Source organism: Streptomyces sp. NBC_01549, assembly GCF_026339955.1.
Classification (GTDB): Bacteria; Actinomycetota; Actinomycetes; order Streptomycetales; family Streptomycetaceae; genus Streptomyces.
On sequence record NZ_JAPEPW010000001.1, the window covers coordinates 5,934,441 to 5,949,683 of the forward strand.

The following is a 15,243-nucleotide window of genomic DNA, read 5'->3' on the forward strand; positions in this document are numbered from 1 at the left end:
CGGGGACCGGTAGGCTGGTCACATGTCCGAACCGACCGGTGCCGCCCGCAGGCGCGGGCCCTTCAAGGTCGGGGACCAGGTTCAGCTGACCGACCCCAAGGGCCGCCACTACACGTTCACGCTCGAGGCCGGGAAGAACTTCCACACCCACAAGGGTTCCTTCCCCCACGACGAGCTGATCGGCGCTCCCGAGGGCAGCGTTGTCCGCACCACGGGGAACGTCGCCTATCTCGCGCTGCGCCCCCTGCTCCCCGACTACGTCCTGTCCATGCCCCGCGGCGCCGCCGTGGTCTACCCCAAGGACGCGGGGCAGATCCTGGCCTTCGCCGACATCTTCCCCGGCGCGCGCGTCGTGGAAGCGGGCGTGGGCTCCGGCTCGCTCAGCAGCTTCCTGCTGCGCGCCATCGGCGACCAGGGCATGCTCCACTCCTACGAGCGCCGCGAGGACTTCGCGGAGATCGCCCAGCAGAACGTGGAGCGCTACTTCGGCGGCCCGCACCCCGCCTGGCAGCTCACCGTCGGCGACCTCCAGGACAACCTGTCCGACACCGACGTCGACCGCGTCATCCTCGACATGCTCGCCCCCTGGGAGTGCCTGGAGGCCGTCTCCAAGGCGCTGGTCCCCGGCGGCATCCTGTGCTGCTACGTCGCCACCACCACCCAGCTCGCGCGGACCGTCGAGTCCATCCGCGAGATCGGTTCCTTCAACGAGCCGACCGCGTGGGAGTCGATGATCCGCAACTGGCACGTCGAGGGCCTGGCGGTCCGTCCGGACCACCGGATGATCGGCCACACCGGCTTCCTGCTCACCGCCCGCCGCCTCGCGGACGGCGTCGAGCCGCCGATGCGCCGCCGCCGGCCCGCCAAGGGCGCCTACGGCGAGGACTACGTCGGCCCGAACGCGGACGGCGGCTCAGCCCGCTGACCCGACCGGCGCCCACGCCGTCGAGGTACCCAACGCACCACACCTGTGGCCGAGTTCCCGGAAGCACTCCGGGGCTCGGTCACAGTGCTTTCCCGCACCTGGGCCGCAGGGCAGGTACGCAACTCCGCCGCAAGCCCTTTCCGTTGACGCGACGCCAGAAGTCCGGACCCCGCCGTTCCACCTCACTGTGACGTGTGGCACCATGCTGGCCACCCCCACCCCCACCCCCACCGTCACGGCCCTCCCAGGAGACGCTCCTAGTGCAGCAATCCGTCGTCCCGGAACTGGCACACACCCACACCAGCCCCATCCACTGGCTCGCCACGGCCACCGCTCTGGCCGGAGTCGTCGCCCTCTCCTCGGTTCTCCAGCCCGGCTCCGCGACGGCGGCCCAGCCCGGTCCCGGGGCCAAGTCCGCCCCGGCCGCGACGGCGCCCCCGGACCCCGCGGGCGTCACGTTCCCGATCGAGTGCGGGCCCGTCAAGGTCCTCGTGCAGAAGAAGGCGTCCGGAGACCTCGACGGCGACGGCAGCCCGGAGACGGTGGCCGTCGTCCGCTGCGACGCGGGCATCGGCACCCCGCCCAACGGCGTCTACGTCCTCACCCAGGGCGGGTCGGGGGCCAAGAAGCCCCGCGTCGTGGCCACCCTGATCGACCCGAAGGACCGCCTCAACGTCACTGACTTCGCGGTGCGTGACGGCGCCGTCACGGCGACCCTGCTCGGCTACTCCTCTGCCGACGTGCCGAGTTGCTGCCCGGACGTGAAGGAGCAGGCCAAGTGGCAGTGGAAGAACGGCACGTTCATCCGCTCGACACCCTCCGGGGCCCAGAACGCATGAGAAGCGTGTGAGAAAAGAGACATGTCGTGACGTGGAGTGCCTTTCGGGTCACTCCGCGTCGGGACCGTAGACCTCGACCCTGTCCGAAACTCGACGTACGTGGATGCAGTCGCCGGGGCACTCCTTCGCGGAGTCGGCGACATCCCGCAGAAGCGTCAGCGGTACGGGCGTTGTGGCGCCCGGGGCCTGCAGGAGCTCGTCCTCGGCGCTCTTCACATAGGCCAGACCGTCGATGTCCAGCTCGAAGACCTCCGGCGCGTACTGGGCGCAGATACCGTCTCCGGTACAGAGATCCTGGTCGATCCAGACTTCGAGAGCCTCGCTGTCGCTTGGGGCCTCCTGCTGCACGGTCATTTCTCCTGCCGTTTCCTGCGTCGAGCGATCCGAAGACTGGGGAATCGGGCCAGCTCTGACGGGTGTTGAACACGTCGACCCTACCTCCGCCCGCTTCCCGACCGTGTTCGGTGGGTATTCCCCTGGCGTGAGGGAGAGCGCAAGGGTGAAGATCGGACACACCTCGACAGTCTTTGTGATCTAGGGGTTTCAATCGACACCCACCCAGGTAGGGTCTGGAAGCGTCCAGCTCCCCTTGGAGGAGGTGAGGACCGTGGCAGCCCACGACGACGACATGAACCGCGGCATCCGCCCGGGACGAGGGTCCGATGACCCTGCCGGGCAGGTTGCCTACCTTGAGCAGGAGATCGCCGTCCTGCGACGCAAGCTCGCCGACTCTCCGCGGCACACGAGGATTCTCGAAGAGCGGATCGTCGAGCTGCAGACCAACCTGGCCGGCGTGTCCGCACAGAACGAGCGGCTCGCCAACACGCTCCGTGAGGCCCGCGACCAGATCGTGGCCCTCAAGGAAGAGGTCGACCGGCTGGCGCAGCCACCGGCAGGCTTCGGTGTCTTCCTCGTGGCGAACGAGGACGGCACGGCGGACATCTTCACCGGGGGCCGCAAGCTCCGGGTGAACGTCAGCCCCAGCGTGGAGCTCGAGGAGCTCAGGCGCGGCCAGGAAGTGATGCTCAACGAAGCCCTCAACGTGGTCGAGGCCATGGAGTACGAGAGCGTCGGCGACATCGTCACCCTCAAGGAGATCCTCGAGGACGGCGAACGCGCCCTGGTGCAGGGACACACCGACGAGGAACGGGTGGTACGGCTCGCCGAGCCGCTCCTGGACGTCGTCATCCGTCCCGGCGACGCCCTGCTTCTCGAGCCCCGTTCCGGCTATGTCTACGAAGTTGTCCCCAAGAGCGAGGTCGAGGAGCTCGTCCTCGAAGAGGTGCCGGACATCGGCTACGAGCAGATCGGCGGCCTGGGAAACCAGATCGAACTGATCCGCGACGCGGTCGAGCTCCCCTACCTCTACCCCGACCTCTTCAAGGAGCACGAACTGCGGCCGCCCAAGGGTGTGCTGCTCTACGGGCCCCCCGGATGCGGTAAGACGCTCATCGCCAAGGCGGTCGCCAACTCGCTGGCCAAGAAGGTCGCCGAGGTCACCGGCCAGGCCACCGGAAAGAGCTTCTTCCTGAACATCAAGGGCCCCGAGCTCCTGAACAAGTACGTCGGCGAGACCGAGCGGCAGATCCGCCTCGTCTTCCAGCGTGCTCGTGAGAAGGCCAGCGAGGGCACCCCCGTCATCGTCTTCTTCGACGAGATGGAGTCCCTCTTCCGCACCCGTGGATCGGGCGTCAGCTCGGACGTGGAGAACACCATCGTCCCCCAGCTGCTCGCCGAGATCGACGGCGTGGAAGGCCTGGAGAACGTGGTCGTGATCGGCGCCTCGAACCGCGAGGACATGATCGACCCCGCGATCCTGCGCCCCGGACGACTCGATGTGAAGATCAAGATCGAGCGCCCGGACGCCGAGGCCGCCAAGGACATCTTCGCCAAGTACCTCACACAACGCCTCCCGCTGCACTCCGACGACCTCGGTGAGCACGGCGGGGACCGGGCGGCCACCGTCCACGGCATGATCCAGACCGCCGTGGAGCAGATGTACGCCGAGTCCGAGGAAAACCGCTTCCTTGAGGTCACCTACGCCAACGGCGACAAGGAAGTCCTGTACTTCAAGGACTTCAACTCCGGCGCCATGATCGAGAACATCGTCGGCCGCGCCAAGAAGGCAGCGATCAAGGCCTTCCTCGAGCAGAACCAGAAGGGCCTTCGGGTCTCCCACCTCCTCCAGGCGTGCGTGGATGAGTTCAAGGAGAACGAGGACCTGCCGAACACCACGAACCCGGACGACTGGGCCCGAATCTCCGGAAAGAAGGGCGAACGGATCGTTTACATCCGTACGCTCGTCACCGGAAAGCAGGGTGCGGACACCGGACGCTCCATCGACACGGTGGCGAACACCGGGCAGTACCTGTAAAAGACAGGGCGGCTGCGGGTGCCCTCCACGGGTACCCGCAGCCGACTGCTTTCCGGGGCACGGCGGAGCGGAGCAATGACGCAAATGATCTCCCCACCAGCGCAGAGGCGTTCTAGGCTCTTTCGTACCGCCGAGTCGCGCGTTGCGGGGACGGGCACCGCACACGCACCGGAGCACCAGCGGTACTTGAGCAGCGCCCCCGACCGAGGGCGCCGCCGGGCAAGGAGGGCCGCATGACCGTACGGCGAGTAATGGGCATCGAGACGGAGTACGGGATCTCCGTTCCCGGCCACCCCAACGCCAATGCCATGCTCACCTCATCCCAGATCGTCAACGCGTACGCGGCGGCGATGCACCGGGCGCGCCGCGCCCGCTGGGACTTCGAGGAGGAGAACCCGCTGCGGGACGCGCGAGGCTTCGACCTCGCCCGCGAGGCCGCCGACTCCAGCCAGCTCACCGACGAGGACATCGGCCTGGCCAATGTCATCCTCACCAATGGCGCACGGCTGTACGTGGACCACGCGCACCCGGAGTACAGCGCTCCCGAGGTCACCAACCCGTGGGACGCCGTCCTGTGGGACAAGGCCGGCGAGCGCATCATGGCGGAGGCCGCGGAGCGCGCGGCCCAGCTCCCCGGCGCCCAGCCGATCCACCTCTACAAGAACAACACCGACAACAAGGGTGCCTCGTACGGCACGCACGAGAACTACCTGATGAAGCGGGAGACCCCCTTCTCGGACATCGTGCGCCACCTCACGCCGTTCTTCGTCTCACGCCAGGTCGTCACCGGAGCGGGCCGCGTCGGTATCGGCCAGGACGGGCACGAGCACGGCTTCCAGCTCAGCCAGCGCGCGGACTACTTCGAGGTCGAGGTGGGCCTCGAGACCACCCTCAAGCGCCCCATCATCAACACCCGCGACGAGCCACACGCGGACGCCGAGAAGTACCGCAGGCTGCACGTGATCATCGGTGACGCGAACCTGTCGGAGATCTCGACCTATCTCAAGCTGGGCACGACCGCCCTGGTCCTGTCCATGATCGAGGACGGCTTCATCGCCGTCGATCTGGCCGTCGACCAGCCGGTGCGCACGCTGCACCAGGTCTCGCACGACCCCATGCTGAAGCGGCTCGTCACGCTGCGCAGCGGACGCACGCTGACCGCCGTGCAGCTTCAGATGGAGTACTTCGAGCTGTCGCGCAAATACGTGGAGGAACGGTTCGGGGCGGACGCCGACGACCAGACCAAGGACGTCCTGGCCCGCTGGGAAGACACTCTGAACCGGCTGGAGAACGACCCGATGAGCCTCTCCGGGGAGCTCGACTGGGTCGCCAAGCGGGAGCTCATGGAGGGCTACCGGCGCCGTGACAACCTCGACTGGGACGCGGCACGGCTGCACCTGGTCGACCTCCAGTACGCCGACGTACGAGCCGAGAAGGGCCTGTACAACCGTCTGGCGGCGCGCGGCAAGATGAAGCGCCTCCTGGACGAGCGGGACGTCGAGCGGGCCCGTACGAAGCCGCCGGAGGACACCCGCGCGTACTTCCGCGGGCGCTGTCTGGAGCAGTACGCGGACGACGTGGCGGCGGCCTCCTGGGACTCGGTGATCTTCGACCTGCCGGGCCGCGACTCGCTCCAGCGCGTCCCAACCCTGGAGCCGCTTCGCGGAACGCGTAATCACGTCAAGGAGCTCCTCGACCGCTGTCGCACGGCGGAAGACCTGGTCAGGGTCCTGTCAGGCGGCTGACCGGGCCGTCAGGGGCCTCGGAGCCCGGGCGGCACAACGGGGTGGAAAGACGCGACGTCCGGGAATCATCGAGGTGGCTCCCGGACGTTGTGGCAACTGCGGGGCCGATGTCGGACCCTGCTTGTAGGGTCTGATCAAGAACGTCGAACCGAGCGGGGTGAGGGTTATGGCGACCAAGGACACCGGCGGCGGACAGCAGAAGGCGACGCGTTCCACCGAGGAGGTCGAGGAGACGGCGCAAGACGCGCAGGTCTCCGAGGACCTCAAGGAACGCCAGGAGAAGCTGTCGGACGACGTCGACTCCGTACTGGACGAGATCGACGATGTCCTCGAGGAGAATGCGGAGGACTTCGTGCGAAGTTTCGTTCAGAAGGGTGGCGAGTAGGCCGCTTTCCCTTCGAATCGAAGGTTCAGTATGGGGGCGTGAGTGTCAGAGGAGCTGGGCGCGAAGCGCTGCTCGCGGTGTAAGGAAGTCAAACCGCGAGCAGCGTTCGCGAGTAACAAAGCGGCCCGTGATGGACTGCAGGCCTATTGCCGGGAATGCTGGGCCGAGTATCACCAAGCTCGGCAGCTGTCCAAGGGCAGGAATGTCCGGCCGAGGGTGAAGGTGCCCGAAGGTCACAAGTTCTGCCGAGCATGCGGGGAGATCAAGCCCCATAACGAGTGGCATCGCAACGCGACTGCCTCCGACGGCCCGTCGACGAGCTGCAGGGCAGCCAAGGGACGGGCAGGCCACCTCAAGCGCCACTACGGCATGACCGAAGCCGAGCGCGACGAGATGGTCGCCTCTCAAATGGGGCTCTGCGTGATCTGTTTGAAAGCTCCTGCCGTTCATGTGGATCACTGCCACGAGACGGGTAGGGTCCGTGGCGTACTGTGCTTCAACTGCAATTCGGCCATCGGCAAGTTGGGAGATGATCCCGACGCTGTTCGTCGGGCTGCCGCCTACTTGGAAGGATCCCCGTGGAAGCCAACACTCGTAGCACCGGGCGTCTACCGGCTGCCTTCCTGACGCCCGGGTCGTCGTCCTTCATGGACTTCCTGTCCGAGCACCAGCCGGAGATGCTGCCGGGCAAGCGGCAGCTACCGCCCGTCCAAGGCGTGATCGAGGCCCCGCACGGCACGACCATCGTCGCCACCACGTTCCCCGGCGGAGTGGTCCTCGCCGGCGACCGCCGGGCCACCATGGGCAACATGATCGCCCAGCGCGACATCGAGAAGGTCTTCCCGGCCGACGAGTACTCGGCGGTGGGCATCGCCGGTACGGCCGGTCTGGCCGTCGAGATGGTCAAGCTGTTCCAGCTGGAGCTGGAGCACTTCGAGAAGGTGGAGGGCACCACGCTCTCCCTGGAGGGCAAGGCGAACCGGCTCTCCACCATGATCCGTTCCAACCTCGGCATGGCCATGCAGGGCCTCGCCGTGGTGCCTCTCTTCGCGGGTTACGACGTGGACCGCGAGAAGGGCCGTATCTTCTCCTACGACGTCACGGGCGGCCGCTCCGAGGAGCAGGGCTACGCCTCCACCGGCTCCGGCTCGATCTTCGCGCGCGGCGCCATGAAGAAGCTCTACCGCGACGACCTGACCGAAGAGCAGGCCACGACCCTGGTCATCCAGGCGCTGTACGACGCGGCCGACGACGACTCGGCGACCGGTGGTCCCGACGTCGCCCGCCGGATCTACCCGATCGTCACCGTGATCACCGAGGACGGCTTCCGCAGGCTCACCGACGACGAGTCCTCCGAGATCGCCCGCGCGATCCTGGAGCGGCGTCTGGTGCAGCCGGACGGTCCGCGGGCCGCGCTGCTCTGAGCCCGGCTCTTTTTGCCAAGGTGATCCAGTGACTTCGACAGAAAGGGACGGATAACCGGTGTCGACGCCGTTCTATGTCTCACCCCAGCAGGCCATGGCCGACCGGGCGGAGTACGCCCGTAAGGGCATCGCCCGCGGTCGCAGCCTCGTTGTGCTGCAGTACGCCGACGGCATTGTGTTCGTCGGCGAGAACCCGTCCCGTGCGCTGCACAAGTTCAGCGAGATCTATGACCGGATCGGTTTCGCGGCCGCCGGCAAGTACAACGAATATGAGAATCTGCGGATCGGTGGTGTGCGCTATGCCGATCTGCGGGGTTACACCTATGACCGTGATGATGTGACCGCTCGGGGTCTGGCGAATGTGTACGCACAGACGCTGGGCACGATCTTCTCCTCGGCCGCCGAGAAGCCGTACGAGGTGGAGCTCGTCGTCGCCGAGGTGGGGGAGACCCCCGAAGGTGACCAGATCTATCGGCTGCCGCACGACGGATCCATCGTGGATGAGCACGGGTCCGTCGCGGTGGGTGGCAATGCTGAGCAGATCAGTAGCTATCTGGACCAGCGCCACCAGGACGGGATGTCGCTGGCGGAGGCGCTGAAGCTGGCCGTGCAGTCGCTGTCGCGGGAGCCGAACGGGGGCGAGCGGGAGATCCCCGCGGAGCGCCTGGAGGTCGCGGTCCTGGACCGTACGCGCCCGCAGCAGCGCAAGTTCAGGCGGATCGTCGGGCGCCAGCTGGACAGGCTGCTGGAGGCGGGCGGCGCGGAGACCGCTACGGAGGCCGAGGACACCGAAGACGAGGAGTGACCGTTCGCCTTCGCCCTGCCCGCCGGGTGCCGGTGGGTGGGGTGGGGCCGTGCCGGTACATCAGCCCGTCGCCGCCGGATCAGACGTTGCCCTACGGGGAGCCGTTTCCAGATCCGGACGCAAGCGACGGGCTTTGATGTACCGGCACGGCCCCTTTCATGCGTCGGCGGGTGCGGGTGCGGGTGCGGGTGCGTGCGTGGGGCGAGGGGTCTACAGGGAGCTCGGTGGGGCTGTGGAGCCTCGTACGACCAGGTGCACCGGGATGTCGTCGGTGGGTGGGGTACGGCCGTCCAGGACCGCCAGGAGGGCTTCCATGCCGCGTTCGCCGAAGCGTTCCGCGTCCAGGCGGACGGTGGTGAGCTCTGGGTCGATGGCCTGGGCCAGGGCCAGGTCGTCCAGGCCCGTGACGGAGAGGTCCTCGGGGATGCGCAGGCCGAGGCGACAGGCCGCCTTGTAGGCGCCGGCCGCCAGTTTGTCGTCGTCGCAGACCAGGGCGGTGGGGCGGGTGCCGGGGGCGGCGAGGGCCGTTTCCGCGACGGACAGGGCGTCCTCGAAGGAGATCGGGGCGCGGACGGTGTCCAGGCGGGTGCCGGCGACCTTGGTCAGCTGTGCGGTGAGTTCGTGGGCCCGTACCTCGAAGGTCCAGGACGGGATGTCCGCCGCCAGATGGAGGAAGTGGCGGTGGCCCAGGGACAGGAGGTGCTCGGCCACCTGTCGTACGCCGTCCCTGATGTCGAGGTTGACGGTCGCCGCGCCGAGACTGCCCTCCGGGTCGCTGTCGAGCATCACCAGGGGGAGCTGGTCGCCCCGGATGGCGGTCAGGGCGTCCGCGGCCATGGAGGACGCGATGACACCGTCCAGGGCGGCCGCCGCCGAGCCGAACGGGTCGCGGGCGGGGCCGATGCCCTCGGGGGAGGGGTACAGGACCACGCCGAAGCCGTGCTCCGCCGCGACGCGGGCCGCGCCCGTGTAGACGCCCGCGAAGAACTCCGTGGTCAGCGCGGGGACCACCAGGAGGACCGTACGGGTGTGACCCAGGCGGAGGTTGCGGGCGGCCAGGTTCGGGCGGTAGCCGAGCTCCTGGGCGGCCTCGCGGACGCGTTCCGCGGTCGTCTCGGAGACCCGGCCACGCCACTTGTCGCCCAGCACCAGGGAGACCGCGGCCTGGGACACCCCGGCGACCTGGGCGACGTCACGGCTCGTCGGGCGGGTGCTACCTCGTGCCACCGGCGGCCTGCTCCTTCGTCTGGACTCGCGGACTGGGCACATGGTACGTATGGCAGAGGAAGTTATACGTAAAACCTCGGGAGCGGGACCACGGGACGTCACGCGCTACCGGAAGGGCATGACATGGCCGCGGGATACCTGGAGATCCTCAGGGCGAGGTACGCCGCACGGCTGCTCGCCGGCACGCTCACGGGGCGGCTGCCGAACGCCACGGCCGCCATCGCCGTGGTGCTCTTCATCCGGGCGGAGGGCGGGACGTACAGCCTGGCCGGTGCGCTCGCGGCCGTGTACGGGGTGGCCAACGCCGTGGGGCAGCCGCTGCTCGGCCGGCTCGTGGATCTGTACGGGCAGCCGCGTGTCCAGTTGCCGGCCGCGCTCGTCTCGGCCCTCGGGATGGGCGTCTTCGCGTTCTCGGGCACCGACCCGCTGCCGGTGGCGTATCTCGCGATGGTCGTCGCCGGGCTCTTCACGCCGCCCCTGGAGGGCGGTCTGCGGGCGCTGTGGCCCTCCGTACTGCGTCGCGAGGAGCAGGTGCACACCGCGTACGCGATGGACGCCGTGGCGCAGGAAGTCATGTTCACCGTCGGACCGTTGCTCCTGACCCTGTGCGCGTCGCTCTGGTCCGCCCGGGAGGCGCTGCTGATCCTGAACGTCCTCGGGGTACTGGGCGCCCTCTCCGTGGTTCTTTCGCCGCCCTCGCGCGCGTGGCGTTCGGCGCCGCGGGAGGCGCACTGGCTGGGCGCGTTGCGTTCGCCCGGGCTCCTGGCGCTGCTCGGTGCGTTCCTGTTCGTGGGGATCGCACTCGGCTCGATCACGGTCGCCGCGGTGTCGTACGCCGACGACCACGGCGGCGACGCGGTGTACGGCTGGCTGATGGCGGCCGTGGGGCTCGGGGCCCTCGTCGGTGGGACCGTGTACGGGGCGCGGCAGTGGAGCGGCGCGCCCGAGCGGCGACTGCGGGCGCTGGTGGCCCTTCTGGCGGTGTGTTATCTGCCGCTCACGCTGATGCCGGGCGCGGTCGCGATGACGGCCCTCGCGGCGCTCGCCGGGGTCTTCCTGGCGCCCTGCATCGCGTGCGCGTTCATCATCGTCGACCGGCACGCGCCGAGGGGTACCGTCATCGAGGCGTTCTCCTGGCTCGTGACGACGTTCACGGTGGGCGCGTCGGTCGGAACGGGCCTCGCGGGCCCGGTCGTCGAGCGGGGCGGGGCGGTGTGGGGCTTCGCCCTACCGGGTGTCGCGGGTGCCGCCGCGCTGGTGGTTCTGCTGGCCACGGGGCGGGTCCTCGCAGCTACCGGGGACGGTGCGGTCGTTGCGGTCTCATCGGAAAATGATCCAAACCGTGCCGTCGAACCCCGTTTCAGCTCGGGGGATCGGGCGTAATGTTCAGTCATGGACCGCCGCATTTTCGGGCTGGAGAACGAGTACGGCGTCACGTGTACGTTCAGGGGACAGCGGCGCCTGTCTCCCGACGAGGTGGCGCGGTACCTCTTCCGCCGTGTCGTGTCATGGGGCCGCAGCAGCAATGTCTTTCTGCGAAACGGTGCCCGCCTCTATCTCGACGTGGGATCACATCCGGAATACGCGACACCCGAGTGTGACAACGTGACGGAACTCGTCACCCACGACAAGGCCGGCGAGCGCATTCTCGAAGGACTCCTGGTCGACGCCGAACGACGCCTGCACGAGGAAGGAATCGCGGGCGACGTCTACCTCTTCAAGAACAACACCGACTCGGCGGGCAACTCCTACGGGTGCCACGAGAACTATCTGGTGGCCCGGCACGGGGAGTTCTCCCGGCTCGCGGACATTCTCATTCCCTTCCTGGTCACCCGGCAGCTGCTGTGCGGTGCCGGCAAGGTGCTGCAGACTCCGCGCGGCGCCGTGTACTGCGTGAGTCAGCGCGCCGAGCACATCTGGGAGGGCGTCAGCTCGGCGACGACCCGCTCCCGGCCGATCATCAACACCCGCGACGAGCCGCACGCCGACGCCGAGCGCTACCGGCGGCTGCACGTCATCGTCGGTGACTCGAACATGTCCGAGACCACGATGCTCCTCAAGGTCGGCGCCACCGACCTGGTACTGCGCATGATCGAGGCCGGTACGGTCATGCGCGACCTGACCCTGGAGAACCCCATTCGGGCGATCCGCGAGGTCAGTCACGACATCACGGGCCGGCGCAAGGTGCGTCTGGCCAGCGGCCGGGAGGCCTCCGCGCTGGAAGTGCAGCGGGAGTACTTCGAGAAGGCCGTGGACTTCTGCGAGCGCCGCGGCATCCGCACCGGCACGGTCGAGCAGGTGCTCGAACTGTGGGGCCGCACGCTCGACGCGATCGAGGCCGAGGACCTCGACCGGATCGGTACCGAAATCGACTGGGTGATGAAGTACAAGCTCATCGAGCGGTACCGGGCCAAGCACAACATGACGATGTCGCATCCCCGGGTCGCGCAGATAGACCTCGCATATCACGACATCCACCGGCGTCGTGGTCTGTACTACCTGCTGGAGAGGAAGGGACAAGCCACCCGGATCTGCAACGATTTGAAGATCTTCGAGGGCAAGTCCGTGCCGCCGCAGACCACTCGGGCCCGGCTGCGCGGCGACTTCATCCGGCGAGCTCAGGAGCAGCGCCGCGATTTCACCGTCGACTGGGTCCACCTCAAGCTCAACGACCAGGCACAACGCACGGTGTTGTGCAAGGATCCGTTCCGTTCGGTCGACGACCGGGTGGAGAAGCTGATCGCGGGAATGTGAGCGCGGAGTTCCGGGTGTGATTCCGGAACGCAACGCGGGGCGCCGTACGTTTTCCGTACGGCGCCCTTCTCACGTCGTAGAGTTGCGCGCACGCCATCAACCAAGATCGATCGATACGAGGCCCTCACCGTGCGCCGACGCTCCCTCCTCATTGCCGTACCCGCCGGACTGGTCACGCTCGCCGGATGCGGTGACGACAAGTCGGACAAGGCCAAGTCCAGCAGTAGCCAGTCCCCCTCGGCCGCCGCGTCCGCCTCGGCGCCGCCGCCGGCGCCGAAGATCGTCGACGGTCCGCTGCCGGCGATCACGGCCGGGACCAAGTTCGGTGAGAAGCCGACCGTGGCGAAGGGCACCGGCGACCCGTCGAAGGACCTGGCGGTCAAGACGGTCATCGCGGGCGGCGGCAAGACGGTCGCGGAGAACGACTACATCCAGGCGAACTACCTCGGCCAGGTCTGGGACACCGCCAAGGTCTTCGACAACTCCTACGACCGTAAGACGCCGCTGGTCATCCAGCTCGCGCAGGGCGGCATTATCGACGGCTGGCGCTATGCCCTGGTGGGCAAGAAGGCCGGCAGCCGCGTCCAGATGTCCGTGCCGCCGACCTGGGGTTACGGCACGAAGGGCAACACGCAGGCGGGCATCAAGGGCACCGACACGCTGGTGTTCGTCGTCGACATCGAGAACACCTTCAACGAGAAGAGCTCCGCCCAGGGCAAGGACGTCGCGCAGAACGACGCCGCGCTTCCGAAGGTCGGCACCAACACCGACGGCAAGGCCCCCTCCATCGACGTGCCGAAGGCCACGGCCCCGACGAAGCTCGTGGCGAACTACGTCATCGAGGGCGACGGCGACGAGGTCAAGGCGGACAGCAGCGTCCTGGTGCAGTACAAGGGCGTGCTCTGGGACACCGGCAAGGAGTTCGACTCGACGTACAGCCGGGGCCAGCTGACGTCGTTCTCGCTGCAGCAGGTCGTCAAGGGCTGGGCGCAGGGTCTGACCGGCAAGAAGGTGGGCAGCCGCGTCCTCATCGTGATCCCGCCGGCGCTGGGCTACGCCGACAGCCCGCCGAGCGGCAGCGGCATCAAGAAGGACTCCACTCTGGTGTTCTCGGTGGACATCCTGGCCAAGATGTAACGCGTTGCGGGATGTGAGACTGTCGGTGTTGCTTTAAGGCCTTTACGCGAACAAGCAGGAGCTAGAGACGTGAGCATCGAGAAGCCCGAGATCGACTTCCCGGGCGGCGAGCCCCCCAAGGACCTCGAGATCAAGGACATCTGGGAGGGTGACGGCCCCGTTGCCAAGGCGGGCGACACCGTCTCCGTCCACTACGTGGGCGTGGCCTTCTCCACCGGCGAGGAGTTCGACGCGTCCTGGAACCGCGGTACGCCGCTGAAGTTCCAGCTCGGTGTCGGTCAGGTCATCGCCGGCTGGGACCAGGGCGTGCAGGGCATGAAGGTGGGTGGCCGTCGCCAGCTGGTCATCCCGGCGCACCTCGCGTACGGCGACCGTGGCGCCGGCGGCCGGATCGGCCCCGGCGAGACGCTGATCTTCGTCTGCGACCTGGTCGGGGTCTGATCCATCAACGCGATCGGGTCGTGATCCGGTCGTCGTGAAGGTCGGGTTCCGGCTCGATCTTCGTACGGTACGCGATCGGGATCCGACCGGAGTCGATCACCTGGGGCCCATGCCTGTCCGGGCATGGGCCCTCGGCTTTTGCCGGGGCACTCCGGAGCGGTACGGTCGTCGGTCGGAAGCACCATAGGAAGGGCGTCGATGGCCATTGCCAAGGCCGAGCGGCTGATGAACCTCGCGCTGTGTCTGCTCGGGACGCGGCGGCCGCTCAGCAAGCGCGAACTGCGCGACTCCATCGAGGCATATGTCGAGGCCTTCAGGCCGGGCACGGGCGCGGCCGGGTCGGACGACTCTTTCAACCGGATGTTCGAGCGCGACAAGGACGATCTGCGCGAGCTGGGCCTGGTCATCGAGACGGTGGAGAACCTCGACGGCGAGGTCGGCTATCTCGCTCGCCGCGACAGCAACCGCCTGCCGCCCATCACCCTCGACGCCGAGGAGGCCGCCGCCCTCGGCCTCGCGGCCAAGGTCTGGCAGCAGGCCCGACTGGCCGGCGCGGCGAGCGGTGCGCTGCAGAAGCTGCGCGCCGCGGGCCTTCCCGAGGACGTCGACCCCTACGAGGCCCACGGCGCCCTCGAACCGCACATCCCCGTGCACGAGGCGGCCTTCGAGCCCCTGATGCTCGCCTGCCGCGACCGCCGCCCGGTCGTCTTCGACTACCGCAAGGCCACCGCCGCACACCCCGAGACCCGGCAGGTCGAGCCGTGGGCGCTGGAGTGCTGGCGCGGCCACTGGTACCTGGCGGGCTGGGACCGCGATCGTGGCGCCGAGCGCGTCTTCAGGCTCTCCCGGATCACCGGAAGGGTCCGCTCCCGCGCCGGGCGCTACACCGCCGAGGTGCCCGACGTCGTCACCGTGCGGGAGACCGTCGCGAGCTGGGCGGGCGAGATCGCCGACCGCTCCGCGCTGATCCGGCTGCGCACCGGCTCCGGCTACCCGCTGCGGGCCAAGGCCGTCTCCGTACGGGAACTGGGAGACGGCTGGGACGAGTTGGAGATTCCGTACGGACACGGCCTGGACGCCTGGCTCGTCGAGTTCGGGCCCGACGTGGTGGTCCTGGAGCCCGCCGAGCTGCGGGCCGATGTAGTGGACCGGCTGCGCGCCGTGGCCAAGGGCTGAGGGGGAACGTA

15 protein-coding genes are annotated in these 15,243 nt (G+C 68.2%); 13 read left to right on the top strand and 2 right to left on the bottom strand.

All coding sequences use genetic code 11. The annotated features are described in order from the left end of the window. Window positions 1-22: 22 nt before the first annotated feature. A complete protein-coding gene (locus tag OG819_RS26420; protein WP_266415936.1) occupies window positions 23-925 on the top strand; it encodes a tRNA (adenine-N1)-methyltransferase in 903 nt (300 codons plus the stop codon). 260 nt (window positions 926-1,185) lie between these two features. Further along, the gene (locus OG819_RS26425; RefSeq protein WP_266651319.1) at window positions 1,186-1,764 is read left to right on the top strand and encodes a hypothetical protein; all 579 of its coding nucleotides are present in this window, start codon (window positions 1,186-1,188) and stop codon (window positions 1,762-1,764) included. A gap of 48 nt (window positions 1,765-1,812) precedes the next feature. On the opposite strand, the gene OG819_RS26430 is transcribed toward OG819_RS26425, so the two are convergent. Then, complete coding sequence (locus OG819_RS26430) at window positions 1,813-2,118, bottom strand: ferredoxin (RefSeq protein WP_266651320.1); 306 nt, start codon at window positions 2,116-2,118, stop codon at window positions 1,813-1,815. Window positions 2,119-2,371: 253 nt separating this feature from the next. On the opposite strand from OG819_RS26430, the gene arc reads away from it, so the two are divergent. The 6 genes from arc (at window position 2,372) to prcA (ending at window position 8,497) form a co-directional block, all read left to right on the top strand. Beyond that, a complete protein-coding gene (gene arc / locus OG819_RS26435; RefSeq protein ID WP_067366395.1) occupies window positions 2,372-4,138 on the top strand; it encodes a proteasome ATPase in 1,767 nt (588 codons plus the stop codon). Between the two features lie 233 nt (window positions 4,139-4,371). After that, window positions 4,372-5,883, top strand: a complete 1,512-nt coding sequence (gene dop, locus OG819_RS26440) for a depupylase/deamidase Dop (protein ID WP_353962858.1) — start codon at window positions 4,372-4,374, stop codon at window positions 5,881-5,883. A gap of 166 nt (window positions 5,884-6,049) precedes the next feature. After that, window positions 6,050-6,268, top strand: a complete 219-nt coding sequence (locus OG819_RS26445; protein ID WP_189187860.1) for a ubiquitin-like protein Pup — start codon at window positions 6,050-6,052, stop codon at window positions 6,266-6,268. A 42-nt stretch (window positions 6,269-6,310) separates the two neighbouring features. Beyond that, window positions 6,311-6,895 carry an endonuclease VII domain-containing protein gene (locus OG819_RS26450; RefSeq protein ID WP_266651321.1) on the top strand — a complete coding sequence of 195 codons (585 nt, stop codon included), beginning with the start codon at window positions 6,311-6,313 and terminating at the stop codon, window positions 6,893-6,895. Then, window positions 6,847-7,692 (top strand): proteasome subunit beta, encoded by an 846-nt coding sequence (gene prcB, locus OG819_RS26455; protein WP_266651322.1) that lies wholly within the window; start codon window positions 6,847-6,849, stop codon window positions 7,690-7,692. Before OG819_RS26450 ends, prcB begins: the two co-directional genes overlap by 49 nt. 58 nt (window positions 7,693-7,750) lie before the next feature. Continuing rightward, complete coding sequence (prcA, locus tag OG819_RS26460) at window positions 7,751-8,497, top strand: proteasome subunit alpha (RefSeq protein WP_266415949.1); 747 nt, start codon at window positions 7,751-7,753, stop codon at window positions 8,495-8,497. A 210-nt stretch (window positions 8,498-8,707) separates the two neighbouring features. Here the strand turns inward: prcA and OG819_RS26465 are convergent, their stop codons facing one another. Next, entirely contained in the window at window positions 8,708-9,724 is a 1,017-nt protein-coding gene (locus OG819_RS26465) for a LacI family DNA-binding transcriptional regulator (RefSeq protein ID WP_266651323.1), read from the bottom strand. Between the two features lie 123 nt (window positions 9,725-9,847). Here OG819_RS26465 and OG819_RS26470 point away from each other — a divergent pair, with 123 nt between their 5' ends. From OG819_RS26470 to OG819_RS26490, 5 genes are all read left to right on the top strand, one after another. Next, window positions 9,848-11,107: an MFS transporter gene (locus tag OG819_RS26470; protein ID WP_266651324.1), complete on the top strand. Its 1,260-nt coding sequence runs from the start codon at window positions 9,848-9,850 to the stop codon at window positions 11,105-11,107. Window positions 11,108-11,116: 9 nt separating this feature from the next. After that, window positions 11,117-12,478, top strand: a complete 1,362-nt coding sequence (gene pafA, locus OG819_RS26475) for a Pup--protein ligase (RefSeq protein ID WP_054231169.1) — start codon at window positions 11,117-11,119, stop codon at window positions 12,476-12,478. A gap of 129 nt (window positions 12,479-12,607) precedes the next feature. Further along, window positions 12,608-13,615 carry an FKBP-type peptidyl-prolyl cis-trans isomerase gene (locus tag OG819_RS26480; protein WP_266623393.1) on the top strand — a complete coding sequence of 336 codons (1,008 nt, stop codon included), beginning with the start codon at window positions 12,608-12,610 and terminating at the stop codon, window positions 13,613-13,615. Window positions 13,616-13,684: 69 nt separating this feature from the next. Then, window positions 13,685-14,056 (top strand): FKBP-type peptidyl-prolyl cis-trans isomerase, encoded by a 372-nt coding sequence (locus OG819_RS26485; RefSeq protein WP_266415957.1) that lies wholly within the window; start codon window positions 13,685-13,687, stop codon window positions 14,054-14,056. A gap of 198 nt (window positions 14,057-14,254) precedes the next feature. Beyond that, the gene (locus tag OG819_RS26490) at window positions 14,255-15,232 is read left to right on the top strand and encodes a YafY family protein (protein ID WP_266623391.1); all 978 of its coding nucleotides are present in this window, start codon (window positions 14,255-14,257) and stop codon (window positions 15,230-15,232) included. Window positions 15,233-15,243: the final 11 nt, after the last annotated feature.